The 16,443-nt window shown below is 53.1% G+C and carries 13 protein-coding genes; 6 read left to right on the top strand and 7 right to left on the bottom strand.

Features of this window, described 5'->3' with window-relative positions; all coding sequences use genetic code 11:
• Window positions 1-48: 48 nt before the first annotated feature.
• The 4 genes from rdgC to rluD all read right to left on the bottom strand — a co-directional run bounded on the left by rdgC (window position 49) and on the right by rluD (window position 5,668).
• A complete protein-coding gene (rdgC, locus tag IB286_RS10830; protein WP_190765393.1) occupies window positions 49-975 on the bottom strand; it encodes a recombination-associated protein RdgC in 927 nt (308 codons plus the stop codon).
• Window positions 976-1,146: 171 nt separating this feature from the next.
• Window positions 1,147-3,735, bottom strand: a complete 2,589-nt coding sequence (gene clpB / locus IB286_RS10825; RefSeq protein WP_190765391.1) for an ATP-dependent chaperone ClpB — start codon at window positions 3,733-3,735, stop codon at window positions 1,147-1,149.
• 195 nt (window positions 3,736-3,930) lie between these two features.
• A complete protein-coding gene (pgeF, locus tag IB286_RS10820) occupies window positions 3,931-4,695 on the bottom strand; it encodes a peptidoglycan editing factor PgeF (protein ID WP_317889743.1) in 765 nt (254 codons plus the stop codon).
• A 4-nt stretch (window positions 4,696-4,699) separates the two neighbouring features.
• Complete coding sequence (gene rluD, locus IB286_RS10815) at window positions 4,700-5,668, bottom strand: 23S rRNA pseudouridine(1911/1915/1917) synthase RluD (protein WP_190765387.1); 969 nt, start codon at window positions 5,666-5,668, stop codon at window positions 4,700-4,702.
• 187 nt (window positions 5,669-5,855) lie between these two features.
• Between rluD and IB286_RS10810 the strand changes: the two genes are divergently transcribed.
• Window positions 5,856-6,671 carry an outer membrane protein assembly factor BamD gene (locus IB286_RS10810; protein WP_190765385.1) on the top strand — a complete coding sequence of 272 codons (816 nt, stop codon included), beginning with the start codon at window positions 5,856-5,858 and terminating at the stop codon, window positions 6,669-6,671.
• 147 nt (window positions 6,672-6,818) lie between these two features.
• Here the strand turns inward: IB286_RS10810 and IB286_RS10805 are convergent, their stop codons facing one another.
• The 3 genes from IB286_RS10805 to IB286_RS10795 all read right to left on the bottom strand — a co-directional run bounded on the left by IB286_RS10805 (window position 6,819) and on the right by IB286_RS10795 (window position 9,326).
• Window positions 6,819-7,115: a type II toxin-antitoxin system RelE/ParE family toxin gene (locus IB286_RS10805; RefSeq protein WP_190765383.1), complete on the bottom strand. Its 297-nt coding sequence runs from the start codon at window positions 7,113-7,115 to the stop codon at window positions 6,819-6,821.
• Window positions 7,115-7,369: a type II toxin-antitoxin system ParD family antitoxin gene (locus tag IB286_RS10800; protein WP_190765381.1), complete on the bottom strand. Its 255-nt coding sequence runs from the start codon at window positions 7,367-7,369 to the stop codon at window positions 7,115-7,117. Before IB286_RS10800 ends, IB286_RS10805 begins: the two co-directional genes overlap by 1 nt.
• A gap of 328 nt (window positions 7,370-7,697) precedes the next feature.
• Window positions 7,698-9,326, bottom strand: coding sequence for an NAD+ synthase (locus tag IB286_RS10795; RefSeq protein WP_190765379.1), 1,629 nt, complete (start codon window positions 9,324-9,326; stop codon window positions 7,698-7,700).
• A gap of 101 nt (window positions 9,327-9,427) precedes the next feature.
• Between IB286_RS10795 and IB286_RS10790 the strand changes: the two genes are divergently transcribed.
• The 5 genes from IB286_RS10790 (at window position 9,428) to IB286_RS10770 (ending at window position 16,405) form a co-directional block, all read left to right on the top strand.
• Window positions 9,428-11,023, top strand: coding sequence for a two-component system sensor histidine kinase NtrB (locus tag IB286_RS10790; RefSeq protein WP_190765377.1), 1,596 nt, complete (start codon window positions 9,428-9,430; stop codon window positions 11,021-11,023).
• Between the two features lie 18 nt (window positions 11,024-11,041).
• Window positions 11,042-12,412, top strand: coding sequence for a sigma-54-dependent transcriptional regulator (locus IB286_RS10785; RefSeq protein WP_190765375.1), 1,371 nt, complete (start codon window positions 11,042-11,044; stop codon window positions 12,410-12,412).
• Between the two features lie 271 nt (window positions 12,413-12,683).
• Window positions 12,684-14,708 carry an AarF/UbiB family protein gene (locus tag IB286_RS10780; RefSeq protein WP_190765374.1) on the top strand — a complete coding sequence of 675 codons (2,025 nt, stop codon included), beginning with the start codon at window positions 12,684-12,686 and terminating at the stop codon, window positions 14,706-14,708.
• Between the two features lie 55 nt (window positions 14,709-14,763).
• The gene (locus IB286_RS10775) at window positions 14,764-15,921 is read left to right on the top strand and encodes an iron-containing alcohol dehydrogenase (RefSeq protein WP_190765371.1); all 1,158 of its coding nucleotides are present in this window, start codon (window positions 14,764-14,766) and stop codon (window positions 15,919-15,921) included.
• A 28-nt stretch (window positions 15,922-15,949) separates the two neighbouring features.
• Window positions 15,950-16,405 carry an acyl-CoA thioesterase gene (locus IB286_RS10770; RefSeq protein ID WP_190765369.1) on the top strand — a complete coding sequence of 152 codons (456 nt, stop codon included), beginning with the start codon at window positions 15,950-15,952 and terminating at the stop codon, window positions 16,403-16,405.
• Window positions 16,406-16,443 lie beyond the last annotated feature (38 nt).

Raw genomic sequence — 16,443 nt, 5'->3', positions numbered from 1 at the left:
AACGCTGGGAAGCAAAAACGCACTAAGCAAAGCGCCTCATTGAGGCGCTTAAACCGCAACCTCTTCCTCTGTGCCGAGTTCCTCGCCCCCAAACGCTGACAGCAACGCGGGGATAAACTGAGCCAGCTCGGCATTCAGAATCGCAAAATCCACATCGAACTTTTCCGCAGCGGTTTCGGCTTGGCTGTCTTCGGTTTTATCGGTAATCAAATCGGCAAAACGCAGGCCGCGCACCGTAAGCTGCTCGTCGATAGTGAAATCAATGCCGCCGGTCCAACTCAACGACAGCTTTTTCACAAACATGCCGCCGTCGATATGGTTGAGGATTTCCGGCGAGCTGAGATTCTGATTTTTACATTTGATGGCGGCAGATTCATCGGCCCCATCAATCAGCTCACACTCACCACCCAGCTCAAAACTCGTGGGTGCATGGGTTTTGAGCCAGCTGGTCATGCAGTGCTGGGTCGTGTTTTTTGCCGCCAGCGGAATCACCGGCAAACTGCCGATACATTCGCGCAGCAACACCATTATTTCTTCTGCGCGTTTGTGGCTGGCGGTATCAAAAATCAGCCAGCCATTGGCCGGATCGATATAGGCAAATTGTTTGCGGGATTTAGAAAACGCGCGCGGCAGCATTTCAAAGATAATATCTTCTTTCATCTGCATGCGTTCTTTGCGGCCAACCGCGCGGTCCTCACCTTCGCGAATATCTTGCACGCGTTCTTCCAGCACATCTTTCACCGCCGCGGCCGGCAACACTTTTTCTTGCCGCTGACAGCAGAGCATAATGCAGCCATTGCTGGTATGGATCAGCTCGCCATCCTGCTTACCCAGCGGCGACACCCAGCCGATGCTCGCCATATCCTGACTGCCACAACTGACAAATGCCTTAACGGCAAGCTGCTCATTTAATTCTTCAGGGCTAAGGGAAAACGGGCGGGTAAAGCGGTAAATCAAGAGGTTTCTAAACCACATAAAGCATTTCCAACATCTTATCGGCGAGTAACAGATGGGCATTGTAGACACTGCTCAGCCGCAACGGCAGACTTGACAAACCACTTGCTGAAATTAAGCACTCACACGCATAAAAAAAGCGCCCCAGATCACTCTGAGGCGCTCACAGAAAAAACAGTGCAAAGGCTTACACTATTCCGGTGTGGCGGCCGTAAACGTGAGTTGCTCAGCGTCTACATCGGCCACGATCCGTTGCCCAGCCGAAAACTCACCACGCAACAGCTTTTGCGCCAGCGGGTTTTCAAACTGCTGCTGAATAGCCCGCTTCAGTGGTCGCGCGCCAAACACCGGATCAAATCCCACTTCTGCCAGCATGTCCATCGCCGCATCGCTGACCTCTAGTTGCAACTCGCGCTCGCGCAAACGGCGTCCGAGAATGTCCAACTGAATATTGGCAATGGCCCGCACCTGCTCTTTCGCCAGTGGTTCAAACACCACCAGTTCATCGATTCGGTTAATAAACTCGGGGCGGAAGTGACCCGACACCACATCCAGAACCGCATCGCGAATCACCGGATACTCGCTGCCCGCACGGGTCATTTCCTGAATCACATCGGAACCGAGGTTCGAGGTCATCACAATAACCGTATTACGGAAGTCCACGGTGCGACCTTGGCCATCGGTCAGACGGCCATCATCAAGCACTTGCAGCAGGATATTAAACACATCGGGATGCGCCTTCTCCACTTCATCCAACAGCAGCAGGGAATAAGGGCGGCGGCGCACCGCCTCGGTGAGATAACCGCCCTCTTCATAACCGACATAGCCCGGAGGCGCACCAATCAAACGGGCGACGGAATGCTTCTCCATAAACTCCGACATATCAATGCGCACCATGGCGTCTTCACTGTCGTACAGGAAATTCGCCAGCGCCTTACACAGCTCGGTCTTACCCACCCCGGTTGGGCCAAGAAACAGGAAGGAACCATTGGGGCGATTGGGGTCGCTCAGTCCGGCACGGCTGCGCCGCACCGCATTGGAAACCGCATCTACCGCCTCGCTCTGCCCCACAACGCGCTTGTGCAATTCCTCTTCCATTCGCAGCAATTTATCGCGTTCGCCTTCCAGCATTTTGCTGATCGGAATCCCGGTCCAGCGCGACACGACTTCGGCCACTTCTTCCTCGGAGACTTTATTGCGCAGCAATTGCATCTCGCCCTGCTCGGCGGCATCCGCCGAGGCCAGTTTTTTCTCCAAATCTGGAATTACGCCGTACTGCAGCTCAGACATACGACTCAAATCATTGGCGCGGCGCGCCACATCCAAGTCTAATTTGGCTTGTTCAAGATCACTTTTAATCTGCGCAGAACCCTGCAGCGCCGCTTTTTCTGCGCGCCAGATTTCGTCCAGATCGGCAAATTCTTTCTCGGCCTTATCAATATCCGCATTCAATTTTTCCAACTGTTTGCGAGCCGATTCATCCTCGTCTTTTTTCACCGCCTCGCGTTGAATTTTCAACTGAATCAAACGGCGCTCCAGTTTATCCATCACCTCCGGTTTGGAGTCAATTTCCATACGAATACGGCTGGCAGCCTCGTCAATCAGGTCGATGGCCTTGTCCGGCAATTGGCGATCGGTGATATAGCGCTGCGACAATTTAGTCGCCGCGATAATCGCCGAATCAGTAATATCCACGCTGTGGTGAATTTCATAGCGCTCTTTCAAGCCGCGCAGAATGGCAATGGTGTCTTCTTCCGAGGGCTCATCCACCAGTACTTTTTGAAAGCGGCGCTCAAGGGCGGCGTCTTTCTCAATGTATTGGCGATACTCATCCAAGGTGGTAGCGCCCACACAGTGCAGCTCGCCCCGCGCCAGCGCAGGCTTGAGCATATTGCCCGCATCCATCGCGCCGTCGGCCTTACCTGCACCCACCATGGTGTGCAGTTCATCAATAAACAGAATGACCCGCCCTTCCTCTTTGGCCAGCTCATTCAAAACCGATTTCAGGCGTTCTTCAAAATCACCACGGAATTTCGCGCCGGCAAGCAAGGCGCCAAGATCAAGAGACAAAACCCGCTTGTCTTTCAAACCCTCGGGCACTTCGCCATTGATAATGCGCTGGGCCAAGCCTTCCACAATCGCAGTTTTACCCACGCCGGGCTCGCCGATCAGCACCGGATTATTTTTGGTGCGGCGCTGCAATACCTGAATGGTGCGGCGGATTTCATCATCGCGACCTATCACCGGATCTAACTTGCCGGATTCAGCGCGCTCGGTCAGATCGACCGTGTATTTTTGCAGCGCTTGCCGATTTTCTTCCGCGTTAGCGTCATTCACGTTTTGTCCTCCACGAACAGCCTCAATCGCCTGCTCTAGCTGGGACTTATTCAGCCCCGCTTCGGTAAAAATTTTGCCAATATCACTGGCGGCATCCATCATGCCCAGCACCACCAGCTCACTGGAAATATAGGCATCGCCTTTTTGCTGGCCGAGCTTGTCAGCCACATTTAATACCCGTGCCAAACCCTGCGAGACATGCACATCGCCAGCAGCACCTTGTACCGTTGGCAGACGTTCTAGCGCGGTATTTAAGGCTTGTTGCAGCACCGGCATATTGGCACCCGCTTTTGCCAGCAGCGGCTTGATCGAGCCACCTTGCTGATTCAACAACGCCGCCAACATATGGCAGGATTCTATAAATTGGTGATCTTTACCCACCGCCAAGGATTGCGCCTCAGACAGGGCGTTTTGCAAAGCAGTTGTAAAACGGTCTATACGCATAATCAGTTCTCCTTTCCGGGGCACTCGTTACACACCCCGCTTCATTCACTGACTAAAAAATGGGGGCGAGTGCGCGGGTTTCAAGCCATATGATATGAATGTAGCGGAAAATACGGAGTTTGCTTTGATACTAATCAAAGCGCTGAAGTTTAGTCTTAAGAGCCAATAATGAGGACAGAAAAGATCGCGGGGGGATTAGGCGCGCAGGTAAATCAGGCTGGCCTGCCGGCCACAGACACCATCGCGGCGGTAGGAATAAAATTGGCCTGAATCAGCGAAAGTACAATATTCACCGCCACCAATCCACGCCAAACCCAAGGTACTTAACTGCGCGCGAGCCAAAGCGTATAAGTCAGCGTAATAATGAGCTTCACGACTTGGCGAGGGCGAAAAGGCGGCCTGTATTTGCGCTTTGGAAACACCTTCGAAATGATCAAGAAACTGTGCCAGCACGTCTGGCCCAACCTCAAAATGAGCAGAGGAAATCGCCGGCCCCATCCACGCCATGATGTGATCCGGTGACGCTGCAAACGCCTTAACCGTTTCCAGCAACACCCCATCACAAAGACCGCGCCAGCCGGCATGTGCCGCCGCCACTTGCCGCCCAGCCTGATCACAAAATAACACCGGCAGGCAATCTGCCGTCATCACCACACTGGCCATTCCCGGCGTAGAGCTAATCGATGCATCGGCATCTAGGGGCAGCGATATGGCCTCATTAAGAGGATGCACAACCGTACCGTGTACCTGATTCAACCAGCCAAGGGATTGCAAATTATCGCAATGCTGCAGCAGGGCTTGGCGATTTTCTGCCACGGCCACCGGCGAATCACCGACGTGATCCCCCAGATTGAAATACGCATAAGGCGCTTGGCTTGCGCCCTCAAATTCGGGCAAACCCAATCGGGTGGTCGACATAGCCACCACATTGGCCGGCGCTGGCCAGTCGGGTTTTATCACGCCGTTAATCATCCAGTGCTCGGCGCTCTTCCTCGGCCAGCACTTGCAGCAAATACTGCATATCCTCTGGCAGCGGAATTTCCCAGCTCATGGTGTCGCCAGTGCGGGGATGCTCCAGCTCCAATTTGCGCGCGTGCAGGGCTTGGCGCGGAAATTCACGCAGGGTATTTACCAATAATTCGCTGGCGCCTTTCGGCAAGCGCGGCCGCCCAGCATAGGCGGTATCGCCCACCAAAGGGTGTTTGATATAGGCCATGTGCACACGAATCTGATGGGTGCGTCCAGTTTCCAGAAAACAACGCACATGGCAGTGATTGGTAAAGCGCTTTTGCACCCGATAATGGGTAATCGCCTCTTTACCGCCGTGCTGCAGCACCGCCATCTTGGTGCGATGTTGCGCGTGACGACCAATGGGCTGATCCACCGTACCGCCGCCGGTCATAGTGCCCATCACCACTGCGTCATACTCACGATGCACTTCTCGCGCCTGCAATTGGGCAACCAATTGAGCGTGGGCCTGCAGGGTTTTGGCAACGACCATCAGGCCACTGGTGTCTTTATCTAAGCGGTGCACAATGCCGGCGCGCGGCACCGCATCAATACCGGGATAACGGCTAATCAAACCGTTCAATACCGTGCCTACCGGATTTCCCGCACCGGGATGCACCACCAGCCCCACCGGCTTATTGATGACAAGAATATCGTCATCTTCATAAATGACATCCAGCTCGACATCCTGCGCCTCAAACCGGCCTTCTGGCTGCAATTCGGCCTGCAATACCATGAGTTCACCCACGGCCACCGAATCTTTGGGGCGGCGTTGCTCCCCAGCCACGGTTAATTCACCGGATTTAATCCAGGTTTGAAGCCGGGAACGGGAAAAATCTGGAAACATTTGGCTGGCAGCTTGGTCAAACCGGCTGCCGTCCAATTCCAGAGTTACTTCAACTTGTTGCTCAATATGTTGGCTCATGAACTCACTTTTACTCATGCAGGGCGAGACGCCATGCCGATGTCGGACGTGTTGACCGCAAATGTCGGTCATCTATTAACGCACTTGTGTTTATCGGGGCCAAGTGCTGTGGTTAAATAGCAGGCCCTCGCGGGGCGCCCATTCTGGCCCAATTCGCGCGGGATTAACGCTTTTCAGGGAACAATAAATGACATTGCCTAGCAAACTTATCGCTCTACTGCTGTCGCTGCTACTGGTCGCCTGTGCTGGCCAGAAGCCCATGGACGAGCAAATGACTGAGCGCCAGATCTACGAAACCGCGCAAGACTACCTGAACAGCAAGAATTATTCACTGGCAATTCAAAACCTGCAATTGCTGGAAAGCCGCTACCCCTTCGGCCCATACGCCGAACAGGCCCAGCTGGAAATTATCTACGCCTACTACCGCAGTGGCGATAACGATGCCGCGGTTGCCGCAGCAGACCGCTTTATTCGCCTGCACCCGCAGCACAACAAAGTGGACTACGCCTACTATATGCGCGGCCTGTCCAACTACACCGAGGGCGAAGGCCTGCTAGAGCGCTTCTTCCCCACCGATATGACCACCCGCGATCCCGGCTCGGCAATTCAGTCTTTCGAAGACTTCCGCCAACTGCTGCAGCGGTTCCCCAACAGCACCTACGCGCCCGATGCCCGTGCCCGCATGGTTAACCTGCGCAACCGTCTGGCTCGCTATGAAATCAATGTGGCCAACTATTACTTCAAGCGCAAAGCCTATCTAGCCGCTGCCAACCGTGGCCGCTACGTTATTGAAAACCTGCCACAAACCGAAGCCGTACCCGATGCACTGGCAGTTATGGTGCAAGCCTATAAGCTACTGGGCATGGACGATCTGGCCGAGCAATCCCTGAGCGTGCTGCGCCAAAACTACCCCGACCACTCCGCGCTGGACAAAAAAGGTCGCTTTATCGGCTCTGGCAATTTGCTGGGTGAAGCCCCGGAATTTGATAGCCGCAAAGACTAAGAGCGGCGACTTAGCACTCACAGACACCCGGCCATGCGCCGGGTGTTTTGTTTTGGGCCATAAGCCAATAGCTAGTGAAATCAACGGAGGGCTAGATTACAGCTAATGCCCGCTTTGCGGCAGAAGAACAGATGCTCATTGAAATATCTATTCCATCAAGCGGCGGGGAGCGTCCATGTCCTCATGTAGCACCCGAACAATAAGAACATAAGAATTTTCTAATCGGTAAAATACCAAGTGGTGCTCTTGGTGGAGTTGGCGATAGCCGGGGAGAACATGACTATAATCAATACCCAATTCAGGATAGTCGATCAACTGATTGATGCCACGCTCTAGTTGATCCAAATACTTGTCCGCTTGATCAACACCCCATTCGTTACAGGTATAGAGCCAAATATCAACGAAATCGGACTCCGCCTCTGGAGTAACCTCTAGGTGAAGCACTAATCAGCAGCCTTGATACGCTTACGGCCGGCAGCTTTAATTGAGGTCATATTAAGAGGTCGCGATTTGCCACTGGCTTCCCCTTTTTTGAGCGCTTGCCTAAGCTCAAAAAGTTGCTCCTGCGCTTGCTGATCTTGCCGGATAAGGTGACGGATGTATTCACTGTCATTGCCGAAATGCCCACTATCAATCTGGCCTTTCACCCAGTTATCCTGCTGCTCAGTCAGTGTGATTGTTTTCCGATGCATGCTCATTGCGAGATCGCTCAATGCTTGATTTAAGTATGATATTATCATACTTCTCTGGCTGCTATATTACTATCTGATCTTTTACCTATGACTGCTGTGTGAATACTGCCGCCATTGGCTGCAGCGCTTTGAGCGACCGAAACTGAATGAATTGAAAAATCGCTTTATTTACGTCACCAGCGATGGAAGGTCGGCTAGATCTTGCCAGAATACAAAAATTAGAGATCAGGCCTTTAGGCAAGGCCCGAGCTGCTCGAAAAGCGCAGTTTACACAAAGTAAATGAGCATTTGAGAGCGGCGAGAACGCCGCATAAAGGCCTTAGATCAATTTTTGTCAGTCGCCAATAGGCCAACGCTGCGTAATCGGATACCGCCGATCCCGCCCAAACCCCCGCTCAGTAATCCGGGTTCCAATCGCGGCCTGCCGACGCTTGTATTCATTCAAATCTACCAGGCGCAAAACCCGGTAAACCATATCGCGGTCGAAGCCGGCGGCGATAATAGTTTCGGCGCTTTCATCGCGTTCGATATAGCGCTCGAGCACTTGATCCAAAACGCTGTAAGGCGGCAGCGAATCTTCGTCTTTTTGGCCCGGCGCCAATTCGGCTGAGGGCGGGCGATCAATAACGCGCTGGGGAATGGCTGGGCTAACGGTATTGCGGTAGCGCGACAATTCAAACACACGGGTTTTGGCAACGTCTTTGAGCACATCGAAACCACCGGCCATATCACCGTAAAGCGTGGAGTAACCAACGGCCACTTCGCTCTTATTACCGGTGGTCAGTACTAGCGCGCCTTTTTTATTGGAGATTGCCATTAGCAGTACACCGCGACAGCGGGCTTGCAGGTTTTCCTCAGTTTTATCCGCCGACAGCCCGGCAAATTCATCGGCAAGGCTGGCCATAAAGCTCTCGTAAATGGGCTCGATGGAAATGACTTGATAGCGCACACCCAGCATGGCTGCTTGAGCTTCGGCATCCTCTAAGCTCATGGACGAGGTATAGCGGAACGGCATCATGACCGCTTCTACGCGGTCGGCGCCGAGAGCATCGACGGCAATCGCGAGGGTCAGTGCTGAATCGATACCACCAGACAGGCCGAGTACCACGCTTTTAAAGCCGTTTTTGTTCACGTAATCGCGAACGCCCAGCACTAGGGTGCGGTAAATATCTTCTAGTACGGAGGGCAAATCTTCGATTTCCCCTTCATCAAAGCTGAGGGTTTTACCGTCCCAGTTTGCGGTTACGCACTGGCTGGCTTCCTGATAGGCGGGACTGCGCGACACCAATTCACCGGCGGCGGAGACCACCATTGAGGCGCCATCGAATACCAATTCATCCTGCCCACCCACCAGATTGCAATACACAATTGGCATTCCGCCCTGCCAGGCGCGCTGCGCGAGCAAGGCCTCGCGCTCTACTTGCTTACCGGCATGGAAAGGCGAGGCGCTGAGGTTCAGCATCAACTGCGCACCTTGCTTGCGGGCATCGGCGGTTGGGCCTTGCTCCCACACATCTTCACAAATACTAATCGCGGTAGGCACGCCGCAAATATCCATCACCAGACTTTCGTGGCCCGGCGTGAAATAGCGTTTTTCGTCAAATACCCGGTAATTGGGTAGGCACTGCTTATGGTATTCCTTGAGCAACTGGCCGCGATAAAACACCCCAGCGGCATTGAACAGCTCGCCATCAAGCAAGCGCGGATAGCCCAGCACCACATGACAATCGCCTACGGCGGCGCTAACACGCTTCAGTGCGCGCTCAACTCGATGCGCCAAGCTGCTGCGCAGCAGTAAATCCTCAGGCGGATAACCGGTGATTACCAATTCGGGAAACAGCACAATATGAGGCTGATGTTCGGCTACACATTCCACGAGTGCGGTGAGAACTTTGTCGGTATTACCCTCAATATCGCCCACCGTTGGGTTAAGCTGGGCCATAACGATTTTCAGGGATTGCATTGATCTACTTCCGGTGCCTGCAAAAGCTGGCTATTTTAGCATGACCAGCCATTTCCAGTAGACTTAGAAAACAAATCAGCCGAATGCACGAAGCCAGCATAATGAATAACAAAGCCCCTCTTACACCACACAGCACGGTGCTGCGTATTTACGCAATCTTCCGGCTGTTTTTGGCTTTTTCGCTGATTATGGCGTTTATGCTGGCCCGCGACCTCGCCCTGCTCGGCGCCCAGCTCCCGGAAGTTTACTCACTGGTAAACAGCGCCTATCTGGCTTTTGCTTTTATTATGCTGGTGCGTCACCTGATTCAGCGCGGCGAGAAAAGTGAAAACCAAACCTTTATCGAGCTGTTTATTGATGTCGGCTGCCTGATGCTGATGAGTTATTGCTCTAGCCGGGACGACTCCGGCTTGCCCATGCTGTTGATTGTGACCGTTAGCGCCGCTAGCGTGACCCTCTCGGCTCGACTGGCGCTGACTATTGCCGCCCTCGCCAGTATTAGTGTGATCAGCGAAACGCTGACCAATGTGCTCTACAACCAAACCAATCCACAGAATTTTGTTTTAGCTGGCTCACTGGGGATCGCCTACTTCACCACCACGGTGGTGATTCGCTACCTAAATCACCGCATCAACAAGGCCCAGATTCAGGCTGACCTGCAAGCCAGCGCGGTACGCAAACTCTCGCAAATCAACCAGCAAATTGTGCAGCGTATGCAGACCGGCATTCTGGTCATGAACCGCTCTGGCACCTTGCGCCTGTATAACGATGCTGCGGCTGAGCTTTTAAATCTGCCGGCTAAAGCGAACCCTGCCACACTGCGCGCGCCCAAAGAACTGACCGAACTCATCAACAAAGGCCAGCGCCGCTCGCACATACTTAGTATCAAAAACACTCAGGGCGAACTCCACGTCAATTGGACGCGATTGACCCAGCAGGACGGCGAGGAGGATTACCTGCTCTATTTGGAAAACCTCAGCAAAATCAGCCAGCGGGCGCAAAACCTTAAACTCGCCTCGCTGGGCCGTTTCACCGCCAGTATCGCCCACGAAATTCGCAACCCACTTGCCGCCATTAGCCATGCCGCGCAGCTGCTTGATGAAAACGAAGATCTTGGACAGCTGGATCGACGCTTTATCGCGATTATTCAAAATCATGTCGATCGCATGAATGACATCATCAAAAATATTCTTGAGTTGTCACGCGGTCGCCCGCCTGAGCCTGAAGCCCTCTCACTACAAGTCTGGCTGCAAGACTTTATCAACGACTGGCTCGCCCACCACAATAGCGATGTAGAGTTCAGCCTGAATTGGGATAAAGACCACGAGCACCCCGTTAATATCGACCCCAGCCAGTTGCATCAAGTGTTATCAAACATTACCGAGAACGGTATTCGCCATGGCAACAGCGACGGCCAAACCGCGCAGATTGGCTTTTATATCTCCAGACAAGCCATTTCAGACGCTACCATTCTAGACATTATGGATAATGGCCCCGGTATAGCGCCGGAAGATGAAGATAAAATTTTCGAGCCCTTTTACACCACCCAAGCCCAAGGCAACGGACTGGGCTTGTATTTAAGCCGCGAGCTATGTCTGGCGAATCAGATTCAAATCAGCTACCGTCGCGGGCCAGAAGGAGAAAGTTGCTTTAGACTGATCTTTGCACATCCGGATCGAGAATATTTTAGCAACTGAAGCAGAACGTTATAAAAGATGACCAATAAAACCATTCTGATTGTCGACGACGAACCCGATATTCTCGAGCTCCTGGAAGTGACTATTCTGCGCATGGGACTCGACGTACTGAAAGCGGACTCCGTCGCCACTGCCATGACACATCTAAACAGCAGTGAGCCGGTTCATCTCTGCCTGACCGATGTCCGCCTGCCCGATGGCAGCGGAATTGATATTGTAAAAAGTATTCAACAAAACCATCCGGCAACGGCCGTTGCGGTTATCACCGCTTATGGCAGTACTGAACTCGCTATTGAGGCGTTGAAATCCGGCGCTTTCGACTTTATCAACAAGCCGCTTTCCGTAGAGCAACTGCGCAATGTCGTGCGCTCCGCACTGCGGCTCGACACCGCTCCCGGCCGGGTTGATAGCAGCCAGAACACACGTTTGCTCGGCGAATCTTCCTCGATCAAAAACCTGCGCGCCCAGATTCAAAAGCTGGCCCGCAGTCAGGCACCGGTGTATATCAGCGGCGAAAGCGGCAGCGGTAAGGAAGTGGTGGCACGCCTGATTCACGCCAATGGCCCTCGGGCAGATGCGCCCTTTGTGCCAGTAAACTGTGGCGCCATTCCCAGCGAACTGGTTGAAAGTGAATTCTTCGGCCATGTAAAAGGCAGTTTTACCGGGGCGATTGATCACAAAGAAGGGCTTTTTGAAGCCGCCAATGGCGGTACCTTATTCCTCGACGAAGTTGCCGATCTACCGCTCGCCATGCAGGTCAAACTGCTGCGGGCCATTCAGGAAAAAGCGATTCGCCGCATCGGTTCCAACAAAGAAATTCCGGTCGACGTACGGCTGCTGAGCGCCACTCACCGCGATCTCAGTGAGGCCGTTGCCAAAGGGCATTTCCGCAACGACCTGTTCTACCGAATCAATGTGATTGAAGTAAAAGTCCCCGCCCTGCGCGAGCGGGCTTCAGACATTCCGCTGCTGGCCGAATTTATCCTCGGGAAAATAGCTAAAGAGTGGAATATCCCCACACCCGGCATCGACGAACAGGCAAGTTTGGCCCTGCAGCATTACCCCTTTCCCGGCAATGTCCGCGAACTGGAAAACATCATTGAGCGCGCAGCGACCCTCTGTGAACAGAATGTGATTCGCGAAGCCGACCTCTCACTGCCAGACGCCCCCGCCCTAGAACAAAGCTCCAGCCGAGCCCCGTCTGCGGGACAGTCGCTGCTACCCGCCGTGTGCGGTGATATTGAGGGCTATTTGGGCGAGCTGGAGCAGCAAATTATTCAGGAAGCACTGGAGCTAAATCGCTGGAACAAGACCGAATCAGCCAAAAGTCTCGGGCTGACCTTCCGCCAATTTCGCTACAAATTAAAGAAGTACAATATCGAAGACTAGGTCGGCGCCGCGCGCACCAAATTGGCATTTACCACTCCAACCCCGCCCCAATCAGCACGAAAAATGTGCATAGTTGGAGCAATCCACAAAACTGCCAAATCTCCCATAGCTTCCAGCGTAAATGTGTTTTAACCTAGCCCAACACAGTCCTCAGCAAGCTGACAGCCAGAGCCTCTAGCGGCCAACGCAGATCTCTCGAAAATCCAGCAAGCCACTGAAAAATAAAGATTTTAATTTTGATACCGCGCGCCACCCGGCCGGGATGTATTGAATGTTGAATCAACCATCAGCCACCAGCAGCACAGGAAATACCGTTTTGCCCAGCAACAGCAATATCAAGGAATCGACGAGCCAGGACAGGGAGTCCAGCTTTGCTAATCGCGCTCGCAATATCATCAAGAGCACCCGTGCTTTTACCCTTGGCACCACCGATATTTATCGCGCCATTACTCCCCTTGCTGAGCTGGTCAACCGCGACCAAGCCATTAGCGAAGCGGAAATGCGGGTGGCCGCCGACCGATTGTTCAATACCCTGAGTGAGCACCCGCTGGTGGGGCAATTGCGCGACATTACCAACGGCATGCGCAGCTGGAATTTACTGCCCAATGAGCAGAGCACCGAGAACCTGATCAATCTCGGCATGAAGCGCTTCTCGGCAGTAACCGCCAATATTGTTCCCACAGAAGTAACCGACGAGTTCTGGAACTTCTTTAACGAACTGGCCAGCGAACCTGAATTGAATGGTCTGGGCGAAATCGGATTGGATATCGCCCATATCATTTACAACACCTATGAACCGCTGATTGTCAGCACCCTGAATCAGCTCAAAGAAATGCGCCAGCACAATGACGAAAAAACGCGTCAGGTACTGGGCGGGGTGTACACCATTCGCGGCGACCTGTTAATTTTCCGCCGTCAGATTAAGGCCCTGCGTCACATTCGCACCTTCTTCAATATTCCTGAAGACGACTACAAGGCCCAAGCTGATTTGGTGGCCATGATGGTGCGCGAGTTCGGCCCCTTCTTTATCAAAATTGCTCAGGTCGCGGCCGCCAATACTGACTTTCTGCCCGAGGAAATTTCCGAAGCCTTGGCGGTATTCCAAGAAGATGTTGAGCCCATGAGTGCTCAAGAAGTTGAGCAGGCATTTATCGAGTGCTTCAACCAAAAACCCGAACGCCTGTACTACGACTTTGATGCCAGCAAACCGCTGAAATCAGGCTCTATCGCCTCGGTGTATTCCGCTTATCGCCCGGTGTTTGACACCGAGCAACCCGAGCGCGTTAAAACGCTGGTACCGGTATTACTCAAAGTGGGCCGCCACAATCTGGAGCGGGAATTCCTGATTGGTAAAACCGTAATCAAGCTGTTTATTTTGACCAGCCAGTATTGGGCGCCGCACACCAAGCTCACGCCCTTCCTGCATTCATGGCTGGACCAAACCGATATTTTTGTTGAAGGCTTCCGCGAAGAATTGGACTTTGAAGCCGAAGCGAAAAGCCAACAACGCTTTGCCGAGCGCGCCCGCTACTCCAGCGGCTGGTATGTCCCCGAGGTCTACCAGAGCACGCGCCGCATTATTGAGATGGAATTAATCGAGAACGCCAATAGCCTTAACAAGGCTTTTGACGGCTTGAGCAAACGCCAGTCGCGCCAACTGCGCCGCCGCACTGCTCGCAACTATCTGCACGCCATGATTCATCACCTGCTGATTAATCAGGAGTTTCACGGCGACCTGCATCAAGGCAATGTATTAGTCAAAAATAAACGTCAGCTGTACTTCATTGACTGGGGCAATTCGGTCGACATCCAAGATATCTGGCGGCCCACCGTCAATTATCTAATCGCTGTACTCAGCGGCGACGCCCAGCGCGTGACCGACAGCATTATTGAGATGTCACCCGCGCCCGCAGAAACTCGTCTACTCGAAGCTGATCTGCTAGAGATTGCTCGACAAACCTTTGCCAAATCCGGCGTTAAACCACTGGATATATTCGCGCCTTATACCCTGTATCGCGAAGGCAAAAGCGGTTTGATGAATCGCCTTGAAGTGGCCATGACACTGATTGCCAATATCAGTCGCAAAGGCATTTCCGTGAAAGGTGAATACCTGCATTTATCTCGTTCACTTACCGCTATGAGCGGCTCGTTTTTTGGGCTGTATAAAGATTTACCGCGCATGGATTTGCTCAGGGATTTGGCGCAAGTCTGGTTACAATTTCCCAGCAAAGCGGGCTTCGCTTATATTCAAGGCAATCGCCGTGAGCTGATCAGCCGATTGTCCTCTAGCGATTAAAGACCAAGCCAACACGATTCCTGCACAATAACGAACATAAAGGCGTGCAAAGGCCATGAAAAACTTTAGCTTTAATACCTGCCGCAGCATTATCAACGAAACCGGCAGCGCCCACCGCCTAGGCGATATCTGCCGCGCCCAAGGCATTTACCGGCCGCTGGTCATCACCGACCCCGGTATTAAAAAGCTCGGCCTACTGGAAATCATCGCCACCTCGCTGACCAATGCGGAATTGCCCTTTCATTGCTATGCCGATGTAGTGGCAGACCCTCCGGAAGCCATCGTGTTAGAAGCCCTAAAAGTTGCCAAAGAAGTCGGCGCCGATGGCATTATCGGCTTTGGCGGCGGCAGCTCAATGGACACCGCAAAAATCGTTGCCCTGCTGGCCGGCTCTGAACAATCCCTCAGCGAAGTGTATGGCGTTGATATGGCCAAGGGGCCGCGTCTGCCACTGATTTTGGTGCCAACCACTGCCGGCACCGGCTCAGAAGTCACGGCGGTAGCCATTGTCACCACTGGCGCCACCACGAAGATGGGCGTGGTTTCGCCCCATCTGTATCCCGATATTGCCCTGCTGGATGCCGAGCTGACCCTGGGTTTGCCGCCACGAATTACCGCCATGACTGGCATCGACGCGATGGTGCACGCCATCGAAGCGTTTACCAGCATCCACAAGAAAAACCTGATTTCCGATATGCTCGCCAAACAGGCGCTGAAATTACTGGGCGAAAATATTCTCTCGGTCTGCCAGCACGGCGACAATATTGAAGCTAGGCAGGCCATGTTGCTCGGCGCTTGTCTGGCCGGTCAGGCCTTCGCTAATGCTCCGGTTGCGGCGGTTCATGCGCTGGCCTACCCGCTGGGTGGCCACTACCATATTCCCCACGGTCTGAGTAATTCACTGGTGTTGCCTGCGGTGCTGCGCTACAACGCCAGCCACGCACATAGCGCCTATGCCGAACTAGCAGAAACAGTGATGTTTAGTGGCGATTTAGCCGGTGACAGCAAGCAGCGCTGCGAGCAGTTTATTGAATATTTTGAAGACCTCATTAATAAACTGGAATTGCCGGCACGGCTATCGCAACTGGATATTGCCGAAACCGATTTACCGATGCTGGCGCGGGATGCAATGTTGCAACAACGCCTGCTGGTCAATAATCCACGACCAATTTCAGAGCCGGATGCTCTGGCCATTTATCAGGCCTGTTATTGATTTACCCTCTATCTAAAGAGTACCGAGTATGACCCACAGCGATGAGCGCGACCTGACTCAGCGCAGCCAGTATTTTTGGTTTATGCCCATCACCACCCGCTGGATGGACAACGATATTTACGGCCACGTAAATAACGTGAATTACTATTCCTATTTCGACACCGTGGCCAACAGCTTTCTTATTCAGGAAGGTGGGCTCGATATCCACAATGGCCATCAGATTGGCTATATCGTGCATTCAGAATGTTTCTACAAACAGGCACTGGTGTTTCCGCAGGAGCTGGAAGGCGCTCTGCGCGTCAATAAACTTGGCAATAGCTCGGTGCAATACGGCTTGGCAATCTTTAAAAAAGGTGAGGATAAGGCCAGCGCCTACGGCAATTTCACCCATGTGTTTGTCGACCGCGAGACAGAAAAACCCCAGCCAATAAACGACCATTTGCGCAAGATGCTTAGCACGCTGATGGACGCCAGCGAAAACTGATTCGTCAGCACGTATCCTTCACCAGAGTCAGAACTAGA

It is taken from the genome of Spongiibacter pelagi (assembly GCF_014705705.1).
Lineage (GTDB): Bacteria > Pseudomonadota > Gammaproteobacteria > Pseudomonadales > Spongiibacteraceae > Spongiibacter > Spongiibacter pelagi.
Note: the sequence above shows the minus strand (reverse complement) of the source record. Positions and strands in the feature narration are given on the sequence as shown.